This window comes from Stenotrophomonas rhizophila (assembly GCF_003751305.1).
In the GTDB taxonomy this organism is placed as follows: Bacteria; Pseudomonadota; Gammaproteobacteria; order Xanthomonadales; family Xanthomonadaceae; genus Stenotrophomonas; species Stenotrophomonas rhizophila_B.
Map to the genome: position 1 here is coordinate 408,378 of NZ_RJKV01000001.1, position 22,148 is coordinate 430,525.

A 22,148-nucleotide genomic window follows, 5' to 3' on the forward strand; every position below is an offset into this window, starting at 1 on the left:
AGGCGTTGCGGCGGCCGCTGGATCAGAGCTTGAAGGTGTCTCCAAGGTAGACGCGGCGGACGTCGGCGTTGGCCAGGATCTCGTCCGGCGCGCCCTGTGCCAGCACGCTGCCCTCATTGAGGATATACGCGCGGTCGCAGATTCCCAAGGTTTCGCGGACATTGTGGTCGGTGATCAGCACCCCGATCCCGCGCTGCTTGAGGTGGGTGACGATGCGCTGGATTTCACCGACCGAGATCGGATCGACACCGGCGAAGGGTTCGTCGAGCAGGATCAGGCGCGGTTTGGCGGCCAGCGCCCGGGCGATTTCACAGCGGCGGCGTTCACCACCGGAGAGGCTCGCACCGAGCTGGTCGGCCACATGGTTGATCTGCAGCTCGTCCAGCAGACTGGCCAGTTCCTTTTCGCGGCCGGCCTTGTCCAGATCGTCACGCAGCTCCAGCACCAGGCGCAGGTTGTCGGCCACGGTCAGCTTGCGGAACACCGAGGGTTCCTGCGGCAGGTAGCCCACGCCCTGCTTGGCGCGGGTGTACATCGGGTCGCTGGTGATGTCCTTGCCGTCCAGCACGATGCTGCCGGCATCGGTCTCGACCAGGCCGACGATCATGTAGAAACAGGTGGTCTTGCCGGCACCGTTGGGGCCGAGCAGGCCGACCACTTCACCGGCCTCCAGGGTCAGACCGAAGTCCTTGACGACTTCACGTTGCTTGTAGCGCTTGCGCAGGCCTTTGGCGACGAGCATTACTTCTTGCTCCCGGGGGTCGGCACGGTGGTCTTGGCGGCCGGCGCGGCCGGTGCGGCGGTCTTGTTCTTGGGCTGGATGACGGTGCGCACGCGCGTGCCATCGCCACCACTGTTCATCTCGCCGGTGCGGGTGTTGTAGGTCATCTTCTGGCCGGCATTGGTGCCGCGTGCGCTCTTGACCTGGTAGTTGCCGGTCATGGTCAGCACTTCGGCCTTGATGTCGTAATCGATGCGGTCGGCGCTGGCGTCCATCCAGCTGCCGTCATCGAGCTGCTGCTTGAGCTTGGCCTGCTTGCCGGTGAACACGGCGCGGACCGCTTCGCCGTCCTTCATGTAGATCTCGGCATCGGCGCTGCGCAGATCGAGCGTGCCCTGGGTCACCACCACGCCCTGGGACAGGGTGGTCTTGCCGTCACCGACGAGGGTGCCCGACTGGGTGCCGGCATCGATGGTCATCGGTTCATTGCGATCGGTGGACTTCGCGCTGGCCGCGAACGCGGGGGCGAGAAGACTGATCGCGCAGGCGGCTGCAAATAGGATCTTCATGGAATGGGTCTGTCCTGCCAGAGTAGGGGTCGTGACCAGACGTCAGTCCGGCCGGTGAATCGCGGGGTTTCCTGTGCTGCCGGCGCCTGTCCGTGGGGACGTCGCCGCGGCGGCGGTGGCTCAGCGCTGGGGCGTGTAACGGCCCTTGGCCTGGCTCAGGAAATGGTAGGTCTTGGTTTTGGAATCCAGCTCGAAACCGACGCCGGACTGACTCATGCCCGGGCGGGTCATGGTGACCAGGGCATCGGTCTTGGCGCGGCTTTCGTTCGGGAAGACATCCAGGTGATCGGTGCGGAATGTGGTGGGCGGCACGCTGGCGATCTTCGGGCTGTCGCCGCTGACGTTGCCGATCAGCTTGAGTTGATCGCCCTTGGCGCTGACCCAGCCCGTCTCGCTGCGCAGCTCCCAGTGGTTGCCGTCCTGATCGGGCAGCAGGAACAGGGGCGTGGTGATGTTCATCGTTTCATCGCTGCGCAGGCGCTCCAGCAGCGGGGCGCGCAGGGTCGTGGATTCCTTGCCCTGTTCGTCCAGCGCCACGATCTGGAAATCATGCAGCACGTAATCCTTGGTAGCGTCATCGCCGGCCTCGGCCGTGCCTTTGTCGCGGTCATGCAGCGCCAGCCAGCCGGTGAAGGCGGCCGCCAGCAGCAGACCGATGCCCAGGGTGGTGCGCAGGTTCAGGGTCATGCGCCGAACCTCGCCAGCACCGCGTCCACATGGCCCTGCGCGGCCAACAGCACGTCGCACAGCTCACGCGCCGCGCCCTTGCCGCCATCGCTGCGGGTCTGCCAGTGCACGCGCTCGGCGATCCACGGGTGGGCATTGGCCGGCGCAACCGCCAGGCCGACCGCGCACAGCGGACCGAGATCGGGCAGGTCGTCACCCATGAAGGCCACCTGGTCCAGGCCGATACCGTGCTGCTCGCACAGCGCCTTGACGCTGGCCAGCTTGTCGCCGACCGCGATCTGGGTATCGATGCCCAGATCCGCGCCACGCTTGAGCGCGGATTGGCTGTTGCGCGCGGTGATCAGCACCGGGTGGATACCGTGGTGTTGCAGCAGTTTCAGGCCGAGTCCGTCCTGCACGTAATACGCCTTGCTCTCGTTGCCGTCCTTGTCGTAGTAGAGCCGACCGTCGGTGAGCGTGCCGTCCACGTCGAAGCAGGCCAGCCGGATACGGCCGGCAGCGGCATGCAGGTGGGACGGGAAACCGGGCAACGGAGAGTAGGGCATCGTCTGGGGGCAGCTCAGCTGAATGGAGGAAGACAACTGTGGTTTAAACCACCCGGGCCCGCAACAGGTCATGAATGTTGAGCGCGCCGACCAGGTGGCCCTGCGCATCGACCACCATCAAACCGTTGATCTTGTGGGCTTCCATCAGCTGCGCCGCCTCGGCTGCCAGCTGATCGGCACCAATGGTGCGTGGGCCGCGGGTCATCACATCGGCGATCCGCGCGCTGCGCACGTCCAGGTCGGTATCCAGCGCGCGGCGCAGGTCGCCGTCGGTGAACAGGCCGATCAGATGGTTGTCGGCATCCACCACGGCGGTCATGCCCAGGCGCTTGCGGCTCATCTCCACCAGGGCCTCGCTGAGGCTGGCACCGATATCCACGCGCGGCAGCTCATCGCCACTGTGCATGACATCGGTGATGTGCAGCAGCAGGCGGCGGCCGAGACTGCCGGCCGGGTGCGAGCGGGCGAAATCGTCAGCAGTGAAGCCGCGGGCATCGAGCAGGGCCACGGCCAGCGCATCGCCCATCGCCAGCGAGGCGGTGGTGCTGGAGGTCGGGGCCAGCGCCAGCGGGCAGGCCTCGGCCGGCACGCTGACATCCAGGTGAACGTCGGCGGCGGTGGCCAGGCTGGACTGCGGGCGGCCGGTCATGGCGATCAGGCGGTTGCCCTGGCGCTTGAGCACCGGCAGCAGCATCAGCAGCTCGTCGGACTCGCCCGAGTAGGACAGCGCCAGCACCACGTCGGCCTCGGTGATCATGCCCAGATCGCCATGCCCGGCTTCACCGGGGTGCACGTAGAAGGCCGGGGTGCCGGTCGAGGCCAGCGTGGCGGCGATCTTGCGGGCGACATGGCCGGACTTGCCCATGCCGGTGGCGACCACGCGGCCCTTGCTCTGCAGGACCAGCTGGCAGGCCTGGCTGAACGCTTCGCCCAGCCGCTCGGCGACCGCGCCCAGCGCATCGCGCTCGATCTCGAACACGCGGCGGCCACTGGCGACCAGTGCCGCAGCGTCGGCCGGATGGGGGAGTTGGGGCGAGACAGCCATGCGAGCGCCACGTGGAAGAGTAGAATGAGCGCTCATTTTATTAGGAAAGCCCGTTGGACGCCGAGACCATCCGCAATCTGATCGAAACCGGCCTGCCTGGCGCCCGCGCGGACGTGCAGGGTGACGATGGCGTGCACTTCGAGGCCACCGTGGTCTGCGACGCCTTTGCCGGCAAAATGCCGCTGGCGCGCCACCGCATGGTCTATGCGACCCTGGGCGATCTGATGGGCGGGGCGATCCACGCGCTGGCGCTTAAGACGGTCACCCCGGCCGAAGCGGGCTAGTCAGCCGAGTGATGGTTGGCTCTACCTCACCGATTCAATCAGCCGACCCACGGTCGGCTCTACCTCATTCCAAGTAGATTCCATGGCCAAGATCGTAGTGACCGGCGGCAAGCCGCTGCACGGTGAAGTGAACATTTCCGGCGCCAAGAACGCTGTCCTCCCCATCCTGTGCGCGACCCTGCTGGCCGATGCGCCGGTGGAGATCACCAACGTGCCGCACCTGCACGACGTGGTCACCACCGTGAAGCTGCTGGGTGAGCTGGGCGCCAAGGTCACCATCGACCAGGGCACCCTCTCGCGCGGCAGCGCGATCGTGGTCGACCCGCGCTCGGTCAATCAGCACGTGGCCCCGTATGAGCTGGTCAAGACCATGCGCGCCTCGATCCTGGTGCTCGGCCCGCTGCTGGCCCGCTTCGGTGCGGCCGAAGTGTCGCTGCCGGGCGGCTGCGCGATCGGCTCGCGTCCGGTCGACCAGCACATCAAGGGCCTGCAGGCGCTGGGGGCGGAGATCACCGTCGAGAACGGCTTCATCAAGGCCCAGGCCAACCGTCTGAAGGGGGCGCACTTCACCTTCGACATGGTCAGCGTCACCGGCACCGAGAACGTGCTGATGGCCGCCGTGCTGGCCGAAGGCACCACGGTGCTCGACAACGCGGCGATGGAACCGGAAGTCACCGATCTGGCGCACTGCCTGATCGCGCTCGGCGCGAAGATCGAAGGCCTGGGCACCGCCCGCCTGGTCATCGAAGGCGTGGAGAAGCTGTCCGGTGGCCGTCACGAAGTGCTGCCTGACCGCATCGAGACCGGCACCTTCCTGGTCGCCGCAGCGATGACCGGCGGCAAGGTCACGGTCAACCGGGCCCGCCCGAACACCATGGACGCGGTGCTGGCCAAGCTGGTCGAAGCCGGTGCGAAGATCGAGACCACCGAAGACAGCATCACCCTGGACATGGAAGGCAAGCGCCCGCGCGCGGTCAACCTGACCACCGCGCCGTACCCGGCATTCCCGACCGACATGCAGGCGCAGTTCATGGCGCTCAACTGCGTGGCCGACGGCGTGGGTGTGATCAATGAAACGATCTTCGAAAACCGTTTCATGCACGTCAACGAATTGCTGCGCCTGGGCGCGGACATCCAGGTGGAAGGCCACACCGCGATCGTGCGCGGCGCCGAGCAGCTCAGCGGGGCGCCGGTGATGGCGACCGATCTGCGCGCGTCGGCCTCGCTGATCCTGGCCGGCCTGATGGCCGAGGGTGACACCACCATCGACCGCATCTACCACCTGGATCGCGGCTACGAGAACATCGAAGAGAAGTTGTCCTCGCTGGGCGCCACCATCCGGCGTATCGCCGCATGATCCTGCGCGGCCGGTTCACGCGCCGTCGCAAGGCGCTGCTGGTGCTGGTACTGATCGTGCTGGCGTGGCTGGGCTACGCCTGGTATGCCGGTATCGCCATCACCCAAGGCATCCAGCAGGAAGACATGGACTGGAATGCGGATGGCACGGTCAGCCGTACCGAAGTGTTCCAGTCGTTCTATGCGGTCGGCGTGGAGAAGAAGGTCGACGGCAACCGCCATTGCAGCACGTACTACTGGCGCGACACGCGGCAGCAGATCCGGGTGGACTGCAGGACGGTGTTCGGCGACGCCAAGCCGGAATAAAAAAACGCCCGCGAAAGCGGGCGTTTTTTTGGGTCAATTCATGCCTTTGATCGTCAGATCCAGCGCATCCTTGCCGCTCTCACGCTGCAGCAGGCGCGCCGGCACCGGGAACTCCGGCACGATCCAGGCGATCAGTTCCTTGTTGCCATCGGTCCGCGACACCTTGGTGGCGTCGTAGGACTTGCCGGCCACGGTGATTTTTTCCTTGCCGACCACCTTGTAGGACATCGGCTTGATCCGGCCTTCGTCGACCATGCGGTAGTTCAGTGGCTTACCGGCGGCCAGATCACGCGCGATCGCCAGGTTGATCAGCAGGGCGTCCATGTCGCCGGCCTTGAGCGCGACCGGACCACGGCGGTCCGGCTTGACGTCGCCGGTCCAGGTGGCCTGGTTGCTGCTCCAGTTATAGGTGGCATCCACGTTGCGCTTTTTGACCAGCAGCACCGAGCGGTCATTGCTGCTCAGCGGGCGCAGGCGGCCGTTGGCCTCTTCGAAGACGGTGTTCTGGCTGAGATCGGCCAGCTGGTTCTTGACGTTGAGGCTGTAGCGCCACTTGTTGGCCCCTTCGCTGGTGAGGGTCATGGTGCCATTGGCCTGCATGCCCATGTAGCTGGCCTGGTAGTCAGCCTTGAACGGCTGCAGCGCCATGGCGGGCAGGCTCACGACAGCAAGGGCGCCAGCGGCGATCCAGGTCAGCGGACGGTTCAGTGTGGTCATGCTCAGACTCCTTGGTATTCGATCAGGCGCAGATCAATCCGATCTTCGCCATCTTCGCGTTGCAGGATGCGCACCGGCGTGGGAACACCGTTGGCGATCCAGAGGATGGTTTCGTCATTGCCGCCGTTGGTGCGATACACCCGCAGCGCGTTGTAGGACAGATCGCCAACCGGCACGTTCTCGGTGTCCGGCGCGGCCTGGTAGTCGTGCTGGCGAACGCGGCCCACGTCCACATAGCGGTAATGCATCTGCCCGCCGGGACGCGCATCGCGCATGATCGCCAGGTTGAGCAGCAGTGCGCTCTGGTCGCCGGCCTGCAGCGGGATCGGCTGGCGGCGCTCCTTCTTCAGATCGCCCAGCCACTGCGCGGTACCGGCCTGCCAGTCGTAGGTGCCGGTGACCTTCTTGCCCAGGAACAGGCCCTTGCGGACGGTGCTCTGGCTCAACGGCACATAGGTGCCGTTGCGGTTTTCGAACACCGTGCTCTGCTCCAGGTTCAGGCCGAGCACGCTGGCGAAACCGCTGCGGCCAACCACCTGCATGTCCACGCGCCACTGGTCACCCCCGGTGCGGGTGACGCGCATGGTGGCATCGCCAGCCTGCTTGCCCTTGTAGAGGGCCTGGTAGGTGGCGGTGAACGGCTGCAGCGGCGGTGCCTCCCAGTCCATGGCGGGCAGGGCGGGCAACGGGGGCGTGGCCGTTTCCTGCGCGTGGGCAAGGGCGGCGGTGCACAGCAGGGATGCCATCAGCAGCACGGGCTTGAACAAAGACGTTCTCATGCGGGCCGGTCGGGGGAAGAGGAGGAGAGGATGCCAGCGCCGGGATCAGCAGCGTGTGTGCGCGACCCTTATCGGTTCAGCTGTCCGGCGCAATCTAGGCGCAGCGGGCTAAACAGAGGGTGACCGTCGAGCTGGAGCTGACCTGCCCGTTCAGTTACACGGCCGCTGACCAGCAGCGCCAGGCTGGCGATCAGCAGCGGGTGCTCCACGGCCAGTACCCGCTGGGCCAGCGCCTCGGCGGTGTCGCCGGTCTGGACCGGCACGCGGGCCTGGGCGAGCACCGTGCCGGCATCCAGCTCGGGCACCACGAAGTGCACGCTGGCGCCGTGCTCGGCATCACCGGCCTCCAGTGCGCGCGCATGGGTGTGCAGCCCCTTGTAGAGCGGCAGCAGCGAGGGATGGATGTTGACCAGGCGGCCGTCGAACCGGGCCACGAAGGCAGCGCCGAGGATGCGCATGTAACCGGCGCAGACGACCCAGTCCGGCGCGAAGGCGTCCAGCGCATCGGCCATCGCCGCATCGAAGGTGGTGCGGTCCGGGAAGTCCTTGGGCGAACGTGCCCAGCGCTGATCCGGGCCCACCTTGAGCAGGGCCGAGGCCTCCGGCTTGTCCGAGAGCACGGCCACGACCTCGGCATCCAGCCGCTGTGCGGCGATCGCGTCGAGGATGGCCTGCAGATTGCTGCCCCGGCCGGAGGCGAGGACGGCGATACGGCTGCTCATGCGGTCTGGAACGCCGCTTTGACCGCCGGGCGCGACAGCACCACCAGGGTGAACACGCCCAGCGCGGTACCAAACGGCATGAAGATGCAGGCGATGCCGGCTACCACCATGCACAGCAGGTAACGCCGACGCTGCGCCAGGCAGCGCCCGGCATAGGCCATGTAACCGGCCAGCACCAGCCCGGCCGCACAGCCCAGGCCGCCGATCAGCACGAACACCCAACCGAGCAGGCGCGGATCGAACGGGGGCGGCGCCTCGCCGGGCGCCAGCGGCGGCGGCGCGGCGAAGATCACCGCCACCCCCATCAACAGGTAGATCAGCGGGAACAGCGAGAACAGCGCGGTCAGGCCGGCCACCACATAGTGGAAGACCGACAGCAATTGCAGCTGCGAGGTATCCACCGCCGCGGCCGGTACGACCGGCGCCGCTGCGGCGGGCAGCGACGGCGGTTGGGCAGGGAACTCCGGGCCGGGCTCCGTCACCTGGCTCAACCGATCTTGACGCGTTCGGCGCCGTCGGCGCGGGTGACTTCACCGATGGTCCAATGCTCCAGGCCCTGCGCGGTCACTGCGGCGCTGACCGAGTCGACCTGGTCGGCGGCCACGATCAGCACGAAGCCGATGCCGCAGTTGAAGGTGCGCCACATCTCGCTGTCGGCCACGGCGCCTTCCTTCTGCAGCCACTGGAACACCGGCGGCAGGGTCCAGGCGTTTGCCTTGATGTCCAGACCCAGGCCGTCGGGTACCACGCGGATGATGTTCTCGGTCAGGCCGCCACCGGTGATGTGGGCCATGCCATGGATCGCCGCGCCGTGGGTCTTCAACAGCGCAAGGATCGGCTTGACGTACAGGCGGGTCGGCGCCATCAGCGCATCGACCAGCTTGACCCCGCCGTCCAGCTCCAGATCGGCCGGCTGCCCGGCGCGGTCGTAGATGCGGCGCACCAGCGAGTAGCCGTTGGAGTGCGGGCCGGAGGAGGCGATGCCGATCAGCACGTCGCCGGCGGCCACGCTGGCGCCGTCCTTCAGTTCGCTCTTCTCGACGCCAGCGACCGTGAAGCCGGCCAGGTCGTACTCGCCCGGGGCATACATGTCGGGCATTTCAGCGGTTTCACCGCCGATCAGCGCGCAACCGGCCTCGGTGCAGCCGTTGGCGATGCCGCCCACGACCGCCGCAGCGGTGTCGATGTCCAGCTTGCCGGTGGCGAAATAATCGAGGAAGAACAGCGGCTCGGCGCCCTGGACCAGCACGTCGTTCACGCACATCGCGACCAGATCGATGCCGATCGTGTCGTGGCGACCCAGCTGTTGTGCGAGCTTCAGCTTGGTGCCCACGCCGTCCGTGCCCGAAACCAGGACCGGCTCGCGGTACTTGTTGGAGAGGTCGAACAGGGCGCCGAAGCCACCCAGCCCGCCCATGACTTCCGGGCGGAAACTGCGCTTCACCAGCGGCTTGATGCGCTCGACCAGCTCGTTGCCCGCGTCGATATCGACACCGGCGTCGCGGTAGGTCAGGGGAGAGGGGTTGGACGGGGAATTGGTCACGGGCGTCGGCGCTGCGCTGGGGTGAAAGCGCGATTTTAACAGGCCACGTTGGCGCGCAGGCCCTATTCGGGCAACAATTCCCCCCGGATACGCTCAATGGAAGTCCTGATGCGCCGCAGCCTCTTTTTCATGATGTTCCTCGCGTTGTGCCTGCCAGTGGCCTCGATGGCCCAGAGCGGCCTTCGTACCGAAGGCGATGTGGCCAGTGCCAGTGGCGCTTACGAGGCCGAGGTCCCGGTCAACAGCCAGGCCGATTCGGACCGTAACGGTGCCCTGTCCCGGGCGCTGGGCAATGTGCTGGCCAAGCTCTCGGGCGACCGCAGCGTGATGAGCCGCCCCGGGGTGATGCAGGCCCTGCGCAATGCCAAGGATTACGTAGCCAGCTATGACTACCGCCAGGACCAGAGCACCTCGGCCGGTGGCGCGCCGAGCTACCGCACGATTCTGGTCGCCCGGTTCCGCGAGGATGACGTCGATGGCCTGATCTCGGCCCTCGGGCTGCCGCTGTGGCCGCAGCCGCGACCCAAGCCGGTGATCTGGCTGGCCATCGATGATGGCTCCGGCCCGCGCCTGGTGACCGTCCAGCAGGCCAATGCGGCCCGCCCGCTGCTCAACCGTGCCATCGAGCGTGGCTACAAGCTGGGCCTGCCCTCGGGCAGCGCTGCCGAGCAGGCACTGGTCGGCGCGATCTGGCGCCAGGACACCGCCGCGGTGGCCCGCGCCTCCTCGCGCTATGCCCCGCCGATGCAGCTGGTCGGCAAGTTGTACCGCCAGGGCAGCGGCTGGGTGGCCGACTGGGTGTTCGTCGATGGCGGCAAGGAATTGAACAAGTGGACCACCAAGGACAGTGACGCCCGCCGCGCCATGGCCGGTGGTGCCGACGGCGCGGCCGATGCGCTGGTCCGCCGCTATGCCAAGGCCGGCGCCGCTACCGGTGCGGCCGGCACGTACACCATCGTGGTGCTGGGCCTGAACAGTGCCGAGGACTACATGCGCCTGGCCGCCGGCCTGCGTGAGACCGCCGTGGTCCGCAATGTCACCCCGGTGCGCGCCTCGGGTGATCGCCTGGAGCTGTCGCTGGAGATGACCACCGGCCTGGCCGGGTTGAACCGCATGCTGGGCGACAACGGCGTGATCGCGCCGACCGCGCCGCTGCCGGTCCCGATCGATGAAACCACCCCCTCGGCCCTGCCGCCGCCTGCCAGCAACGAGTACCGCCTGCGATGATCCTCACCCCCGAAGCGGAAATCGCACAGTTCCTCCGGCGGTTGAAATATGTGCTGGTGGCGCTCGCCGCCGGCTGGGTGATCTGGCTGCTCGGCCCGATCCTGACCCCGTTCGTGCTGGCCCTGGCGCTTGCCTGGCTGGGTGACCCGCTGGTCGACCGGATCGAAGCCACCGGCCGCTCGCGCAACACCGGTGTGGTGCTGGTGTTCGTGGCGATGATCCTGTTGATCACCGCCGCGCTGCTGATCCTGGTGCCGATGATCGAGCGCCAGGTCGCCACCCTGGTGGCGGCGATCCCGCAGGCACAGCAGTGGCTGATGGAAAAAGGCATCCCGTGGTTCGAGCAGAAGACCGGGCTGGAGATCATGCAGTGGATGGATCCGGACCGGCTGATCGAGTGGGTCCGCAGCCACTGGCAGCAGGCTGGCGGCTTCGCCAAGACCTTCTTCGGCTACGTGCAGCGTTCGGGCTTCACGATGGTGACCTGGGTGGTCAACATCCTGCTGCTGCCGATCCTGGCGTTCTACTTCCTGCGTGACTGGGACAAGCTCGTCGAGCGCGTGGCCTCGATGATTCCGCGCAACCACGTCGGCACCATCACCAAGCTGGCGCGTGAATCGGACGAAGTGCTCGGTGCGTTCATCCGCGGCCAGTTCCTGGTGATGATCGCGCTGGGCGTGGTGTACGCCGCCGGCCTGTCGCTGGTCGGCCTGAAGCTGGGCCTGTTGATCGGCCTGGTGGCCGGTCTGATCAGCTTCATTCCGTACCTCGGCGCGACCACCGGCATCGTCATGGCGGTCGCGGCGGCGCTGGTCCAGGCGCAGGGCTTTGATCTGAAGCTGCTGATCCTGGTCGGCGTCGTGTTCACGGTGGGCCAGCTGCTGGAAAGCTACGTGCTGACCCCGCGCATCGTCGGCGACAAGATCGGCCTGCACCCGGTGGCGGTGATCTTCGCGGTGATGGCCGGTGGCCAGCTGTTCGGCTTCCTCGGCATGCTGCTGGCCCTGCCGGTGGCGGCGGTCAGCAACGTGCTGCTGCGTTATGCACATCAGCGCTATCGCCAGAGCGATCTGTACGCCGGTGAGAAATCGGCGATCGTGCTCGATGCGTACGTCGACAAGCCCGAGATCGTGATCGTGGGCAACCCGAAGGGGCCGGACGCGCAGTGAGTGTCGTTCCGCAGTTGCCGCTTGCCCTGCGCTACCCGCAGGACGAGCGGTTGGAGACGTTCATCGGTGCGCCGGATGGTGCGCTGGCGCAGCTGCGCGCCATTGCCGTGGGCGCTGCGCACGACTGGGTGTATCTGGAGGGCGCGCCGGGCACCGGCAAGACCCATCAGGCGCTGGCGATGTGCTCGCTGGCCGAACAGGCTGGCCGTCAACCGACCTACCTGCCGCTGAAGGCGGTGGTGGGGCGTACGCGCGCCGCGCTGGAATCGCTGGAAGGCCGCGACCTGGTCGCGCTGGACGGGCTGGATGCCGTGGCCGGGCAGCGCGAAGACGAAGTGGCGCTGTTCGATTTCCACAACCGCGCGCGCGCGGCGGGCATCACCCTGCTGTACACCGCGCAGCACGCACCGGACCAGCTTGGGCTGGTGTTGCCGGACCTGCGCTCACGCCTGCAGCAGTGCGTGCGCGTGGTGCTGCAGCCGCTGGATGATGAAGGGCGCGCGGCAGTGCTGCGCGAGCGCGCGGCGCGACGCGGCCTGGCAATCGATGAAGCGGCGATCGAATGGTTGCTGACCCGTACCGGTCGCGAGCTGGGCAGCCTGGTCAGCCTGCTGGACTGGCTGGATCGCGAATCGCTGGCGGCACAGCGCCGCATCACCGTGCCGTTCCTGCGCCAGGTTCTGGAAGACGGCCCGCATCTGTTGTAACCGTCCGGAAACGGCCTGTAGATCCACGCCATGCGTGGATGCATTGTGTGCCGGCTCATAGTTGCCTTAGCCACGCATGGCGTGGCGCTACCTTGGCGGGGTCAGACGTTCAGTTCTGCATCCAGCTGCGCCAGCCGCTCCGGCGTGCCCACATCAGTCCATCGGCCGCGATGGTGCTGGCCGGTCACGCGGCCCTGCGCCATCGCATGCCGCAGCAGCGGGGCGAGGCCGAACTGTGGGGGTGTCGCGCTGGCACCGGCGGTTTCGCCGATCACCGCGCGCCAACCGTTGATGATCGCCGGGCGGTAGACGCCCACACCGGCATAGGTGAACCGCGCGCTGTCGCCGTCATCGCTGACCCGACCATCGGCATGCAGGATGAAGTCGCCGCGTGGGTGCTGGGCCGGATTGTCGACCAGCACCAGGTGCGCATCGCCGGTGGGCGCGTGTGGCAGCGTAGCGAGATCGACATCCGTCCACACATCGCCGTTGATCACCAGGAACGGCGCATCGCCGAGGATCGGCAATGCGTTGAGAATGCCGCCGCCGGTTTCCAGCGGTACGTCACCTTCGTGGATGAAATACAGGCGCAGGCCCCAGCGCGCACCGTCGCCGAGCGCAGGCGCGAACTGATCGCCCAGCCAGGCGGTGTTGATCACCACCTCTTCGATGCCGGCGGCAGCCAAGCGTTCCAGATGCCACACGATCAGCGGTTTGCCCCCGGCCACGAGCAGTGGCTTGGGCGTGTGCAGGGTCAGTGGGCGCATGCGCTCGCCTTTGCCGGCCGAAAAGATCATCGCCTTCATGGGCGCGCCTGCACCGGTTCGGCGATACGGGCCAGGGCCGGTTTGATGCGCAGCTCGAACAGATCGTGCAGGGCGGCCAGCTCGGGATGGCGCGGCAGCACTTCATCCAGATAGCGGATGAAACGGGGCGCATCCTCGAAGTAGTGCCCCTTGCCGTCGCGGTCGCGCAGACGCACGAACAGGCCGAGGATTTTCAGATGGCGCTGCACGCCCATCCAGTCCGCGTCGCGCAGGAACTGCGGCCATGGCCGTACCGGCAGACCGGCCGCCAGCGCTTGTGCGTGATAGCGCGCCAGCCAGGTATCCACGCGTTCGATCGGCCAGCTCAGAAACGCATCCTTGAACAGGCTGACCGGGTCGTAGGCGATCGGTCCGCGCACCAGGTCCTGGAAATCCAGCACCGCCGGGCCACCCTCGATGGGCATCAGGTTGCGCGGCATGAAATCGCGGTGGGTCAGCACCTGCGGCTGCTGCAGTGCGTTGTCCATCAGCAGGCGGTGCATGCGCTGCAGGTTCTCGATCTCGCCACAGTCCAGTTCCAGGCCAAGGTGACGTTGCAGGAACCATTCGTCGAACAGCCCGGCATCGCGCTGCAGCAGCGCCTCGCCGAAGCTGCCCATGCCCTCGGGCACCGGGATGGACTGCAGCCGGATCAACTGCGCGAAGGCAGCGTCGAACCAGGCATCGGCAGTGTCGTTGTCGATATGACGGGCCAGGGTCGGGCCGCCCAGGTCTTCCAGCAGCAGGAAGCCGTTGTCTTCATCGCGCGCCAGCACCTGCGGCACGCGCACGCCGTTGGGCTCGAGCAGGTCATGCATGCGCAGCCACGGCCGCACATCCTCAAGCCCCGGCGGGGAGTCCATCACGATGTGGCTGCCGCGCGCGCTGGTGGCGCGCCAGTAGCTGCGGAAACCGGCATCGACCGAGGCACGGTCGAGCGCGGTCGCCGGATCGCCGAGGGCGGCGCAGGTCCACTGCCGGCGATGTTCAGCGCGCAGCGGATCGGAAGCAGGATCGTTCATGGACGGGTACGTCGAAGCGGCGCCGGACGGCGCGCGGGAAAGAAAGGAGCGGCGATGCTCAGCGCTTGCTGCTGAACAGCCGGAGCACGGCCAGGACCGCGACCGCACCGAGGATCGCGCCGATGAACCCAGCGGGCTCGCCGCGGGCATACCACCCCATGTACTGGCCGAACCAGCCGGCCAGCAGGGCCCCGACGATGCCGAGCACGATGGTCAGCAGACAGCCCATGCGGTTGTTGCCGGGCATGAAGAAGCGCCCGAGCAGACCGACGACGAAGCCGACCAGGATGATGTAGAGCCAGCTGGTGCTGCCAAACAGTCCGTTCATGCCAAAGACGTCAGTAGAGGGTGGACGCAGCCTAGCAAGGCCAGGCTGCGTCCGCCAACGTCAGCAGCAGCCGTGGTCGCCGTGACGGGTGCCGCTGTCGGCGGCGACCGGCGAACCGCTGGTCTCGCCGCGCAGGCTGGCGGCGTAGTGCTCGCTGATCACCTTGGACACGCACGAGGTCACGCGCTTGCCCATCGGGATGTGCAGGAACTCGTTCGGGCCGTGTGCATTGGAGTGCGGGCCGAGCACGCCGGTGATCATGAACTGCGCACCCGGGAACTTCTCGCCCAGCATGCCCATGAACGGGATCGAGCCGCCTTCGCCCATGTACATCGCCGGCTTGCCGAAGAAGGTCTGGCTGGCATCGTCGATCGCCTGGGTCAGCCACGGCGCCATGGCCGGGGCGTTCCAGCCGCTGGAGGCCTTTTCCAGGTCCAGCTTCACTTCCGCACCGTTCGGCGGATCGCGCAGCAGGGCTTCCTTGAGCAGCTCGCCGCAGGCTTTGCCGTCGGCGGTCGGGGGCAGGCGCAGCGACAGCTTCACCGCGGTATGCGGGCGCAGCACGTTGCCGGCCGAGGCCAGCGGCGGCAGGCCGTCCACACCGGTGACCGACAGCGCCGGGCGCCAGGTGCGGTTGAGCACCAGTTCGGCCAGGTCGTCGTTCATCGGGCGCAGGCCCTCGACCATCGGGAATTTTTCGAAGATCGCGGTGTCCACCACTTCAGCAGCACGCTTGGCCTGCTCCTGGCGCTCGGCCGGGATCTCGACATTCATGCCGTCGATCAGGATGCGGCCGGTGTTCTCGTCCTCGATGCGCGAGATCAGCTGGCGCAGCAGGCGGAAGCTGGACGGGATCACGCCGGAGGCGTCGCCGGAATGCACGCCTTCGTTGAGCACCTTGACCGAGAAGTTGCCGCCGGTCAGGCCGCGCAGCGAGGTGGTGCACCACAGCTGGTCGTAGTTGGCGCAGCCCGAATCCAGGCACACCACCAGCGACGGCTTGCCGATGCGGTCGGCCAGGTGGTCGACATAGGCGGGCAGGTCGTAGCTGCCGGACTCTTCGCAGGCTTCGATCAGGATCACGCAGCGCGCGTGCGGCAGGCCCTGTTCCTGCAGCGCCAGCACGGCGGCCAGCGAACCGAACATCGCATAGCCATCATCGGCGCCGCCACGGCCATACAGCTTGTCGCCGCGCAGCACCGGGATCCACGGACCCAGATCGTCGTCCCAACCGGTCATTTCCGGCTGCTTGTCCAGGTGGCCGTAGAGCAGGATGGTGTCGTCGCCGGTCTCGGCGCCGGACGCCGGAATTTCCAGCAGCAGCAGCGGGGTGCGGCCTTCCAGACGCACGACCTCGACGGTCAGGCCGGGCAGGTTCTGGGCGCGGGCCCAGGTTTCCATCAGGGTGACGGCCTGTTCCATATAGCCGTTGGCGACCCAATCGGCGTCGAACATCGGCGATTTGTTGGGGATACGGATGTAATCGACCAATTGCGGGACGATTTCGTTGTCCCACTTTTCACTGACGAATTGGCCGAGCTTGGCGCTGTCCATCTGAACTCCGGAGTGCTTTTGACAAGTCCCTCCATTCTACGCCTGCGGTGGGGTAGGTATTTCCCTACATCACGTCGGGTGTTAGGCCTGCTGTGTGAAGGCGCTGTGGACGATAGGCTGTGTGTATGTGGCGAGGGACGCTGGAACCTTCGACAGGATTGCCGGCAGGGGCCGGTTCCGAGCCACAAGGAGTTACACAGTGGGACCTTGGTTTTCGTGCAGGGCGCTGGTGCTGGGACTGCTGTTGAGCGGAATGGCCTTCGCGGCCGATCGGATCAACATCAATACGGCGGATGCGTCGACGCTGCAGCAGGGATTGGCGAACGTGGGGCCGATGAAGGCCGAGGCGATCGTCGCGTACCGGCGACAACACGGCCCTTTCGTACACGTCGAGGATCTGGCGCGGGTGAAGGGGATAGGGACAGCTACCGTCGAACGGAATCGACAACGGATGACGACCGGGGCCAGGCAGGCGCCGGCCGAGGCACCGCCCAGGAGGGCAGCGCCGGCCTCCGTACCAAGGCGCTGAACAACAGGACAGGTCGGGACAGGCAGGACGCTGGTCACTGGTCGCCACGGCAGGATGCCGCGGCGGCACCGACAGCTGCACGGACGCAGCACGCAGGGAGGCGGCGCGGAAGGATTGGCGCGGACCCACCAGGATGGTGGCATCCAGACCCCGGGAAGGGTTGAGATGGCGGAAGCATATACGGCCGAGTGCAGGACGCATGGCCGGCACCCAGACTGGGCAGGATGCACAGGGGGAAGGCGGGATGCCGACATGGATGTATCGATTGCCCGGTTCGCACAGGATGTGTGGCCGGGCAATGCTTTTTGGGGCGACGGAAAGGGATCGCCGGTTTTCGCGATCGGCTGCAGGCAGTTCGTGTAGCGTGACCGCATCTCTTTGAATGGATGCACGACATGGCAGTACGCAGCACGCTGTTGAGTCTGGCGCTCGGGACGCTGCTGGCGACCGGGATGCTCCCCGCCACTGCCGCCACGGCGGCCAACGCGGCGCCGACGGCAGCCACGACCACGCAGGCCCCGCGCGGGCCGACCGATCTCAAGCCCGGCGAATTCCTCTGGCATCCGGAAATCTCCCCGTCCGGCCCGATCGTGCTGGTGGTCAGCCTCGATGAGCAGCGCGCCTACGTGTACCGCAACGGCATCGCGATCGGCATGAGCACGATCAGCTCGGGCAAGACCGGGCATGAAACACCCACCGGCGTGTTCACGATCCTGCAGAAGGACAAGGACCACAAGTCCAACCTCTACAACAGCGCGCCGATGCCCTACATGCAGCGCCTGACCTGGGACGGCATCGCGCTGCACGGCGGCAGCCTGCCGGGTCACCCGGCCTCGCACGGCTGCGTGCGGCTGCCACAGGCGTTTGCGCAGAAGCTGTTTGGCGAAACCCACCGTGGCGATACCGTGGTGGTGGCCGACGCCAAGAGCGCGCCGATGACGCTGGCCTATCCGGCCGTGCTGGCGCCGGTCAGCAGCACCGGCAAGCCGCTGGTGGAGAGCACCGACGCGCCCGCGCACTACTGGAATGATGCGGCGGCACCGGCCGGCCAGGTCGGCATCCTGGTCAGCCTGCATGATCAACGCCTGTATGTGCTGCGCGATGGCGTGCTGATCGGCGAGTCGCGGTTGGAGGCCAAGGCCTTGCCGGCGTTCGCGGGCACCACGTTGTTCGTGATGGGCCAGGGCTACCAGGACAACCCCAGCCCGCTGGACCCGCACCGCCCGCTGCACCGCTGGACGGCCTACCCACTGCTGGGCCAGACCGCCGCCAATGCCACCCCGGACCTGCTCGCCACGCCGAGCCTGCCGATGGCGCTGCCGCCGGAATTCGCCGAACAGCTGTACGGCGTGCTGGTGCCCGGCACCACGCTGCTGGTGACCAGCCTGCCAGCGGTTCGTCCGGTGGCCGATGAACAGAACCTGCAGCCCGTCTTGGAATCCGACGCCGGCGGGTCCACGTTGTAAGGGATGCCCCCGGTTGGTGTGCTGCCCATGCCCGTTGTGAAATTGCTGCCTGCCGCGTTCTGCGGCCTGATCGCGTCCGCCACGGCGGGTGCGGCCAGCCCTGCCCCCGCTGCGGAGGCGAATCCGGTACAGATGGCCGAGATGCTCTCCAAGGCGGCACCGGCGGCGGACAAGCAGGTGCTGCAGCTGGCAGCCCGCGCGATGCGCTGTGCGTTGCGTCGGCCGGAGCTCGGTGTCGACCCGGGCAAGTTGAGCGTGATCGATTACTCGCGACCGTCGACCGAACCGCGCATGTGGATTTTCGATCTGACCCGCCAGCGGCTGCTGTTCGAAGAGTGGGTCGCGCATGGGCGCAACAGCGGTGACAACCGTACCCAGCATTTTTCCAACAAGGACGGCAGCTTCATGTCCAGCCTGGGCGCGTTCACCGCCAAGGAAACCTACATGGGCGGCAACGGCTATTCGCTGCGCCTGGAAGGGCTGGAGCCGGGCTTCAACGACCATGCCCGCGACCGTGCGATCGTCATCCACGGCGCGCCCTACGTGAACCCCGCGATCGCGCGCCTGCAGGGCCGGCTGGGGCGCAGCCTGGGGTGCCCCGCCGTACGCCTGTCCGTGGCGCGGCCACTGATCGACAGCCTGCGCGGCGGCACGATGGTGTTTGCGTATTACCCCGACAAGGACTGGCTGGCGCGTTCGCGCCTGCTGGAACCCGATTGCGGCGGCGTGTCCTGAGGCAGCTCTGCTGCGTCGGCTCAGGCACACTGGCGCCATGTCGACCGATACCGTCCTGAGCGCGGCCAGCCGCGTCATTCCCTCTTTCGAATACCGCCGCGAACGCTGGCGCAACGGTCTGGGCTGGACCCGCGAGATCCTGCGCCTGCCCGACAACGAGGACTGGCAGGTGCGCCTGTCGATCGCCGAGATCGAGCAGGACGCCGCCTTCTCGGCGTTTCCGGGGATCGACCGCGAGCTGGTGCTGCTGCGCGGCGAAGGCCTGCGCCTGCGCTTCGCTGATGGCGCGGTGCATACGCTGATGCCGCCGCACGACCGCCTGCGGTTTGCGGGCGAAGCGCAGGTGACCGGCGAGTTGATCGATGGGGTGACCCACGATTTCAATCTGATGTGGCGGCGCGATGCCGTGCAGGCCGAGCTGCTGCACCGGCCGCTGGTGGGCAGCATGTTCTTCTTCACCGAACCCGAGGCGGCGTGGGCGATTCATCTGCTTGCCGGCCAGGCCGAATTTGAAGGCGAGCCGTCGCTGGCACCGCTGGCCGTCGGTGATACTGCCTGGTTGGCCGCCGGTGAGCGCCGCCGGTTCGCCTTGCATGGGGGTGGGGAACTGCTGGCGATCCGCTTGGGTGCGGGCAGCCGTTCTGACGGATCCTGACGATGGTCGTGCGATCCGTTGGATCGTCTCGGGCCGCTCGCCCTCAGTACACGTCGCGACGGTAACGCCCGGCCACGATCAAGGCTTCTTTCCCGTCGCGGCCCAGCGCCTGCTCGATCACCGCATCCACCGCCGGGGCCATGCCCTGCAGGCTGCCGCAGACCAGGATCGTGGCACCGTCGTGCACCCACTGCTGCAGCGTGTGGATCTGCGCCTGCAGCCGGTCCTGCACGTAATGGTGTTCGCCACCGTCTCGACTGAACACCGTATCCAGACGCGCGATCCAGCCGTCGCGCTGCCAGGCGCGCAGGTCGTCGCCGAAGAAGAAATCGTGCGCGGCCGTGCGCTCGCCGAACAATAGCCAGTTGCGGCGCGCGCCGGCGCTGATGCGCTCGCGCAGGTGGGCGCGCAGGCCGGCGATGCCGGTGCCGTTGCCGATCAGGATCAGCGGCGTTGCCGCTGGCACACCGTGGAAATTGGGATTGCTGCGGAAGCGCAGATCGATGCGCCCATCCAACGCAGCGTGATCGCACAACCAGCCGCTGCCCAGCCCCGGGGTGCCATCAGGACGCAGCTGCCGACGCAGCAGCAACTGCACCTGGCCTTCGGCAGGCAGGCTGGCGATGGAGTACTCGCGGTGCGGCAGCGGACGTAACGCGGCGACCAGTGCGTCTGCGTCGGCAAACGTCGGGAGTTCCCCGTTACTGGGCAGATGCGCCCGCGCGAGATGTGCACGCAGCGGCTGCCCATCGATGAGCATATCGCCGTCCCACGGGGCATCGCGCAGCCAGGCCTCGACCTCGGCCGGTGCGTGTTGTGGCCCGATCTCGACCACGTCGCCGGCCTGCCACGCCGGCAGCACGCCGTCGGAAGGCACCAGCGTAATGCGGTACGTCGGTGCGCCCGGGCTGCCCGGGTTTTCCAGATGCCGCGCCTGCAGTTGCCACGGCAGATACTCGGCCGGCGCCCAGTCCGGCAGTTCGGTGGCTTCACCGCCGAGCTGGCCGAGCAGTTGCTGCCAGTGGCGCAGTGCGCCGGGATCGGCATTGTCTACTTCAACGGTATCGAACAGCGGATGCGCGCCGTGCTGACGCAGCCACGCATCCAGCTGGTGGCCGAAGGCGCAGAAATGCCCGTAGCTGCGATCCCCCAGCGCCAGCACGCCGTACTGCAGCTGCGGCAATGCGAGCGCCTGTGGCATCACCTTGCGCAGGAAGGGCAGGGCATGATCCGGCGCATCGCCTTCGCCGGTGGTGCTGACCACGAACAGCACCTGCCCGCTGCGCTGCAGAAGCTCGGCGGTCACCGCATGCAGCGCGCGGATGCGGACCGGCAGGCCGGCAGCACGCAACGCCTCCGCACTGCGTTCGCACAGCTGCTGGGCGAAGCCGGTCTGGCTCGCCCAGACCAGCAGGATCGGTGCGGGTCCGTTGTCGGTCACGTGCTCTTCGCGCGCGCGCCCGCGCCACCAGATCAGCGTGCAGAATGCCGCATACAGCACCAGGCTGCCGGCGGCCCAGCGCCACTGCGAGGCCAGGGGGGCGCTTTGCCACCACGCGTCGCCCAGATGCAGGCGCAGCAGCGCCCAGGCAACGACCGCCAGCAACAGCATGACCGCCAGGTTGCCCAGCCAGGCACGGGAAGGACGCAGACTCATGCCGCGACCACGCGGTCGTCGGCGAGAAGCTGTTCGAATGCGGGGCTCATGTGTTCCTCGATACCGTGCGCGCCCCGGCTGACAACGCGGGCGGCCAGTGCATGGGTGCGCGCAAATGCGATGCCTTCGTCGGGGCCCATCACCGTCAATGCGGTTGCCCAGGCATCGGCCTGCATGGCACTGTCGGCGACCACGGTGACTGCGGCCGCAGCGCGCGTGACCGGTGCACCGGTGCGCGGATCCAGCGTGTGGCTGAACTGCTCGCCGCTACGTTCGAAGTGATGCCAGCGATCACCGGAGGTGGCTACCGCCATATCTCTCAGCGCGAGCACGCGCGGCGGATGCTCCGCCTGCGCATCCTCTTCCGGGGCCGATTCCACCAGCACGCGCCACGGCTGGCCATCGGGCTTGCGGCCAAAGCCATGCAGCTCGCCGCCGACCTCCACCAGCGCTGCGTGCACCCCGTTCTCGCGCAGCCACGTACTGACCTGATCGACACCAAAGCCCTTGGCGATCGCCGACAGGTCCAGCGCCAACCCACCGGGTTGCAGCAGGCGACCGGGCTGCCAGTGCAGCCGCTCCCAGCCACACCGCGCACGGGTCGCGGCGAGGGTGGCCGCATCGGGAATGCGCCGGGCCTGTGCCTGTGCGCCAAATCCCCACAAGGCCACCAACGGGCCGATGGTCGGATCGAAGGCGCCGCCGCTGCGCTGTGCGATGTCCAGTGCGCACTGCATCACCGTGTCGAACAGCGGTGGCAGCGTCTGCCATTCACCGGCGGAGGCGCGATTGAAGCGCGCGATATCGCTGTCGGCTTCCCACGTGCTCATCTGCGTCACGATGGCGTCCAGCTGCGCCTGGATGCCGGCGTGCAGCGGGTGCAGGTCGCGGCTTCGCGCCACGGCCAGCTTTACCTGCCAGGTGGTGCCCATGGTGTGGCCGCCGAGGCTGGCGATGTCGAGATCCGGGTTGTTCATGGGGGTGGGCACGTCGGGTCTAGTAAGCCCGATGGCCGGACT

At 67.3% G+C, this 22,148-nt stretch carries 26 protein-coding genes; 10 read left to right on the plus strand and 16 right to left on the minus strand.

Annotated features, from left to right (window positions below; translation table 11 throughout):
- Nucleotides 1–22: 22 nt before the first annotated feature.
- From lptB to EDF74_RS01965, 5 genes are all read right to left on the minus strand, one after another.
- Nucleotides 23–742, minus strand: coding sequence for an LPS export ABC transporter ATP-binding protein (gene lptB, locus EDF74_RS01945; RefSeq protein ID WP_088432823.1), 720 nt, complete (start codon nt 740–742; stop codon nt 23–25).
- Nucleotides 742–1,290, minus strand: coding sequence for a lipopolysaccharide transport periplasmic protein LptA (lptA, locus tag EDF74_RS01950; protein ID WP_123728561.1), 549 nt, complete (start codon nt 1,288–1,290; stop codon nt 742–744). The genes lptB and lptA overlap by 1 nt, the downstream gene beginning before the upstream one ends.
- 120 nt (nt 1,291–1,410) lie before the next feature.
- Nucleotides 1,411–1,977: an LPS export ABC transporter periplasmic protein LptC gene (lptC, locus tag EDF74_RS01955; protein ID WP_123728562.1), complete on the minus strand. Its 567-nt coding sequence runs from the start codon at nt 1,975–1,977 to the stop codon at nt 1,411–1,413.
- The gene (locus tag EDF74_RS01960) at nt 1,974–2,522 is read right to left on the minus strand and encodes a KdsC family phosphatase (RefSeq protein WP_123728563.1); all 549 of its coding nucleotides are present in this window, start codon (nt 2,520–2,522) and stop codon (nt 1,974–1,976) included. The genes lptC and EDF74_RS01960 overlap by 4 nt, the downstream gene beginning before the upstream one ends.
- A gap of 43 nt (nt 2,523–2,565) precedes the next feature.
- Complete coding sequence (locus EDF74_RS01965) at nt 2,566–3,567, minus strand: KpsF/GutQ family sugar-phosphate isomerase (protein ID WP_123728564.1); 1,002 nt, start codon at nt 3,565–3,567, stop codon at nt 2,566–2,568.
- Nucleotides 3,568–3,620: 53 nt separating this feature from the next.
- On the opposite strand from EDF74_RS01965, the gene EDF74_RS01970 reads away from it, so the two are divergent.
- The 3 genes from EDF74_RS01970 to EDF74_RS01980 all read left to right on the plus strand — a co-directional run bounded on the left by EDF74_RS01970 (nt 3,621) and on the right by EDF74_RS01980 (nt 5,513).
- Entirely contained in the window at nt 3,621–3,851 is a 231-nt protein-coding gene (locus tag EDF74_RS01970; RefSeq protein ID WP_088432818.1) for a BolA family protein, read from the plus strand.
- A gap of 82 nt (nt 3,852–3,933) precedes the next feature.
- The gene (gene murA / locus EDF74_RS01975) at nt 3,934–5,208 is read left to right on the plus strand and encodes a UDP-N-acetylglucosamine 1-carboxyvinyltransferase (RefSeq protein ID WP_123728565.1); all 1,275 of its coding nucleotides are present in this window, start codon (nt 3,934–3,936) and stop codon (nt 5,206–5,208) included.
- Nucleotides 5,205–5,513 (plus strand): EF-hand domain-containing protein, encoded by a 309-nt coding sequence (locus tag EDF74_RS01980; protein WP_123728566.1) that lies wholly within the window; start codon nt 5,205–5,207, stop codon nt 5,511–5,513. The genes murA and EDF74_RS01980 overlap by 4 nt, the downstream gene beginning before the upstream one ends.
- Before the next feature lie 33 nt (nt 5,514–5,546).
- On the opposite strand, the gene EDF74_RS01985 is transcribed toward EDF74_RS01980, so the two are convergent.
- The 5 genes from EDF74_RS01985 to purM all read right to left on the minus strand — a co-directional run bounded on the left by EDF74_RS01985 (nt 5,547) and on the right by purM (nt 9,244).
- Entirely contained in the window at nt 5,547–6,230 is a 684-nt protein-coding gene (locus tag EDF74_RS01985; RefSeq protein ID WP_123728567.1) for a DUF3108 domain-containing protein, read from the minus strand.
- Nucleotides 6,231–6,232: 2 nt separating this feature from the next.
- On the minus strand, nt 6,233–7,009 hold the full coding sequence (locus tag EDF74_RS01990; RefSeq protein WP_184997017.1) for a DUF3108 domain-containing protein: 777 nt from the start codon (nt 7,007–7,009) through the stop codon (nt 6,233–6,235).
- Between the two features lie 68 nt (nt 7,010–7,077).
- Nucleotides 7,078–7,731: a phosphoribosylglycinamide formyltransferase gene (purN, locus tag EDF74_RS01995; RefSeq protein WP_123728569.1), complete on the minus strand. Its 654-nt coding sequence runs from the start codon at nt 7,729–7,731 to the stop codon at nt 7,078–7,080.
- Complete coding sequence (locus EDF74_RS02000) at nt 7,728–8,213, minus strand: hypothetical protein (RefSeq protein ID WP_428999138.1); 486 nt, start codon at nt 8,211–8,213, stop codon at nt 7,728–7,730. Before EDF74_RS02000 ends, purN begins: the two co-directional genes overlap by 4 nt.
- Before the next feature lie 5 nt (nt 8,214–8,218).
- Nucleotides 8,219–9,244: a phosphoribosylformylglycinamidine cyclo-ligase gene (purM, locus tag EDF74_RS02005; protein ID WP_184997146.1), complete on the minus strand. Its 1,026-nt coding sequence runs from the start codon at nt 9,242–9,244 to the stop codon at nt 8,219–8,221.
- A 138-nt stretch (nt 9,245–9,382) separates the two neighbouring features.
- On the opposite strand from purM, the gene EDF74_RS02010 reads away from it, so the two are divergent.
- The 3 genes from EDF74_RS02010 to hda are packed head-to-tail and all read left to right on the plus strand — an operon-like array spanning nt 9,383 to nt 12,377.
- On the plus strand, nt 9,383–10,501 hold the full coding sequence (locus EDF74_RS02010) for a DUF2066 domain-containing protein (protein ID WP_184997019.1): 1,119 nt from the start codon (nt 9,383–9,385) through the stop codon (nt 10,499–10,501).
- Nucleotides 10,498–11,670 (plus strand): AI-2E family transporter, encoded by a 1,173-nt coding sequence (locus EDF74_RS02015; RefSeq protein WP_123728572.1) that lies wholly within the window; start codon nt 10,498–10,500, stop codon nt 11,668–11,670. The genes EDF74_RS02010 and EDF74_RS02015 overlap by 4 nt, the downstream gene beginning before the upstream one ends.
- On the plus strand, nt 11,667–12,377 hold the full coding sequence (hda, locus tag EDF74_RS02020; RefSeq protein ID WP_019185422.1) for a DnaA regulatory inactivator Hda: 711 nt from the start codon (nt 11,667–11,669) through the stop codon (nt 12,375–12,377). Before EDF74_RS02015 ends, hda begins: the two co-directional genes overlap by 4 nt.
- A 101-nt stretch (nt 12,378–12,478) precedes the next feature.
- On the opposite strand, the gene murU is transcribed toward hda, so the two are convergent.
- Genes murU through EDF74_RS02040 form a run of 4 tightly spaced genes read right to left on the minus strand, consistent with a single transcriptional unit; the run spans nt 12,479 to nt 16,087 of the window.
- Nucleotides 12,479–13,183 carry an N-acetylmuramate alpha-1-phosphate uridylyltransferase MurU gene (murU, locus tag EDF74_RS02025; RefSeq protein WP_123728573.1) on the minus strand — a complete coding sequence of 235 codons (705 nt, stop codon included), beginning with the start codon at nt 13,181–13,183 and terminating at the stop codon, nt 12,479–12,481.
- On the minus strand, nt 13,180–14,205 hold the full coding sequence (locus tag EDF74_RS02030; RefSeq protein WP_123728574.1) for an aminoglycoside phosphotransferase family protein: 1,026 nt from the start codon (nt 14,203–14,205) through the stop codon (nt 13,180–13,182). The genes murU and EDF74_RS02030 overlap by 4 nt, the downstream gene beginning before the upstream one ends.
- A gap of 58 nt (nt 14,206–14,263) precedes the next feature.
- Entirely contained in the window at nt 14,264–14,533 is a 270-nt protein-coding gene (locus EDF74_RS02035) for a GlsB/YeaQ/YmgE family stress response membrane protein (RefSeq protein WP_019185648.1), read from the minus strand.
- A gap of 60 nt (nt 14,534–14,593) precedes the next feature.
- Nucleotides 14,594–16,087 carry a M20 family metallopeptidase gene (locus tag EDF74_RS02040; protein WP_123728575.1) on the minus strand — a complete coding sequence of 498 codons (1,494 nt, stop codon included), beginning with the start codon at nt 16,085–16,087 and terminating at the stop codon, nt 14,594–14,596.
- Nucleotides 16,088–16,340: 253 nt separating this feature from the next.
- Here EDF74_RS02040 and EDF74_RS02045 point away from each other — a divergent pair, with 253 nt between their 5' ends.
- From EDF74_RS02045 to EDF74_RS02060, 4 genes are all read left to right on the plus strand, one after another.
- Nucleotides 16,341–16,616, plus strand: coding sequence for a ComEA family DNA-binding protein (locus tag EDF74_RS02045; RefSeq protein ID WP_123728576.1), 276 nt, complete (start codon nt 16,341–16,343; stop codon nt 16,614–16,616).
- 395 nt (nt 16,617–17,011) lie between these two features.
- Nucleotides 17,012–18,082, plus strand: coding sequence for a L,D-transpeptidase (locus tag EDF74_RS02050; RefSeq protein WP_123728577.1), 1,071 nt, complete (start codon nt 17,012–17,014; stop codon nt 18,080–18,082).
- 27 nt (nt 18,083–18,109) lie between these two features.
- Nucleotides 18,110–18,817, plus strand: coding sequence for a murein L,D-transpeptidase catalytic domain family protein (locus EDF74_RS02055; protein ID WP_123729684.1), 708 nt, complete (start codon nt 18,110–18,112; stop codon nt 18,815–18,817).
- A 37-nt stretch (nt 18,818–18,854) separates the two neighbouring features.
- Nucleotides 18,855–19,472, plus strand: a complete 618-nt coding sequence (locus EDF74_RS02060) for a HutD/Ves family protein (protein WP_123728578.1) — start codon at nt 18,855–18,857, stop codon at nt 19,470–19,472.
- Between the two features lie 43 nt (nt 19,473–19,515).
- On the opposite strand, the gene EDF74_RS02065 is transcribed toward EDF74_RS02060, so the two are convergent.
- Both EDF74_RS02065 and EDF74_RS02070 read right to left on the minus strand, forming a co-directional pair.
- Nucleotides 19,516–21,129, minus strand: a complete 1,614-nt coding sequence (locus tag EDF74_RS02065) for a sulfite reductase subunit alpha (protein ID WP_123728579.1) — start codon at nt 21,127–21,129, stop codon at nt 19,516–19,518.
- Nucleotides 21,126–22,106 carry an FAD:protein FMN transferase gene (locus EDF74_RS02070; RefSeq protein WP_123728580.1) on the minus strand — a complete coding sequence of 327 codons (981 nt, stop codon included), beginning with the start codon at nt 22,104–22,106 and terminating at the stop codon, nt 21,126–21,128. Before EDF74_RS02070 ends, EDF74_RS02065 begins: the two co-directional genes overlap by 4 nt.
- Nucleotides 22,107–22,148 lie beyond the last annotated feature (42 nt).

Bases quoted from the DNA above. Each gene is read 5' to 3' on its own strand.
- lptB (WP_088432823.1), bottom strand. From the start codon at position 742: ATGCTCGTCGCCAAAGGCCTGCGCAAGCGCTACAAGCAACGTGAAGTC.
- lptA (WP_123728561.1), bottom strand. From the start codon at position 1,290: ATGAAGATCCTATTTGCAGCCGCCTGCGCGATCAGTCTTCTCGCCCCC.
- lptC (WP_123728562.1), bottom strand. From the start codon at position 1,977: ATGACCCTGAACCTGCGCACCACCCTGGGCATCGGTCTGCTGCTGGCG.
- EDF74_RS01960 (WP_123728563.1), bottom strand. From the start codon at position 2,522: ATGCCCTACTCTCCGTTGCCCGGTTTCCCGTCCCACCTGCATGCCGCT.
- EDF74_RS01965 (WP_123728564.1), bottom strand. From the start codon at position 3,567: ATGGCTGTCTCGCCCCAACTCCCCCATCCGGCCGACGCTGCGGCACTG.
- murA (WP_123728565.1), top strand. From the start codon at position 3,934: ATGGCCAAGATCGTAGTGACCGGCGGCAAGCCGCTGCACGGTGAAGTG.
- EDF74_RS01980 (WP_123728566.1), top strand. From the start codon at position 5,205: ATGATCCTGCGCGGCCGGTTCACGCGCCGTCGCAAGGCGCTGCTGGTG.
- EDF74_RS01985 (WP_123728567.1), bottom strand. From the start codon at position 6,230: ATGACCACACTGAACCGTCCGCTGACCTGGATCGCCGCTGGCGCCCTT.
- EDF74_RS01990 (WP_184997017.1), bottom strand. From the start codon at position 7,009: ATGAGAACGTCTTTGTTCAAGCCCGTGCTGCTGATGGCATCCCTGCTG.
- purN (WP_123728569.1), bottom strand. From the start codon at position 7,731: ATGAGCAGCCGTATCGCCGTCCTCGCCTCCGGCCGGGGCAGCAATCTG.
- EDF74_RS02010 (WP_184997019.1), top strand. From the start codon at position 9,383: ATGCGCCGCAGCCTCTTTTTCATGATGTTCCTCGCGTTGTGCCTGCCA.
- EDF74_RS02015 (WP_123728572.1), top strand. From the start codon at position 10,498: ATGATCCTCACCCCCGAAGCGGAAATCGCACAGTTCCTCCGGCGGTTG.
- murU (WP_123728573.1), bottom strand. From the start codon at position 13,183: ATGAAGGCGATGATCTTTTCGGCCGGCAAAGGCGAGCGCATGCGCCCA.
- EDF74_RS02030 (WP_123728574.1), bottom strand. From the start codon at position 14,205: ATGAACGATCCTGCTTCCGATCCGCTGCGCGCTGAACATCGCCGGCAG.
- EDF74_RS02035 (WP_019185648.1), bottom strand. From the start codon at position 14,533: ATGAACGGACTGTTTGGCAGCACCAGCTGGCTCTACATCATCCTGGTC.
- EDF74_RS02040 (WP_123728575.1), bottom strand. From the start codon at position 16,087: ATGGACAGCGCCAAGCTCGGCCAATTCGTCAGTGAAAAGTGGGACAAC.
- EDF74_RS02045 (WP_123728576.1), top strand. From the start codon at position 16,341: ATGGCCTTCGCGGCCGATCGGATCAACATCAATACGGCGGATGCGTCG.
- EDF74_RS02050 (WP_123728577.1), top strand. From the start codon at position 17,012: ATGGCAGTACGCAGCACGCTGTTGAGTCTGGCGCTCGGGACGCTGCTG.
- EDF74_RS02055 (WP_123729684.1), top strand. From the start codon at position 18,110: ATGCCCGTTGTGAAATTGCTGCCTGCCGCGTTCTGCGGCCTGATCGCG.
- EDF74_RS02060 (WP_123728578.1), top strand. From the start codon at position 18,855: ATGTCGACCGATACCGTCCTGAGCGCGGCCAGCCGCGTCATTCCCTCT.
- EDF74_RS02065 (WP_123728579.1), bottom strand. From the start codon at position 21,129: ATGAGTCTGCGTCCTTCCCGTGCCTGGCTGGGCAACCTGGCGGTCATG.
- EDF74_RS02070 (WP_123728580.1), bottom strand. From the start codon at position 22,106: ATGAACAACCCGGATCTCGACATCGCCAGCCTCGGCGGCCACACCATG.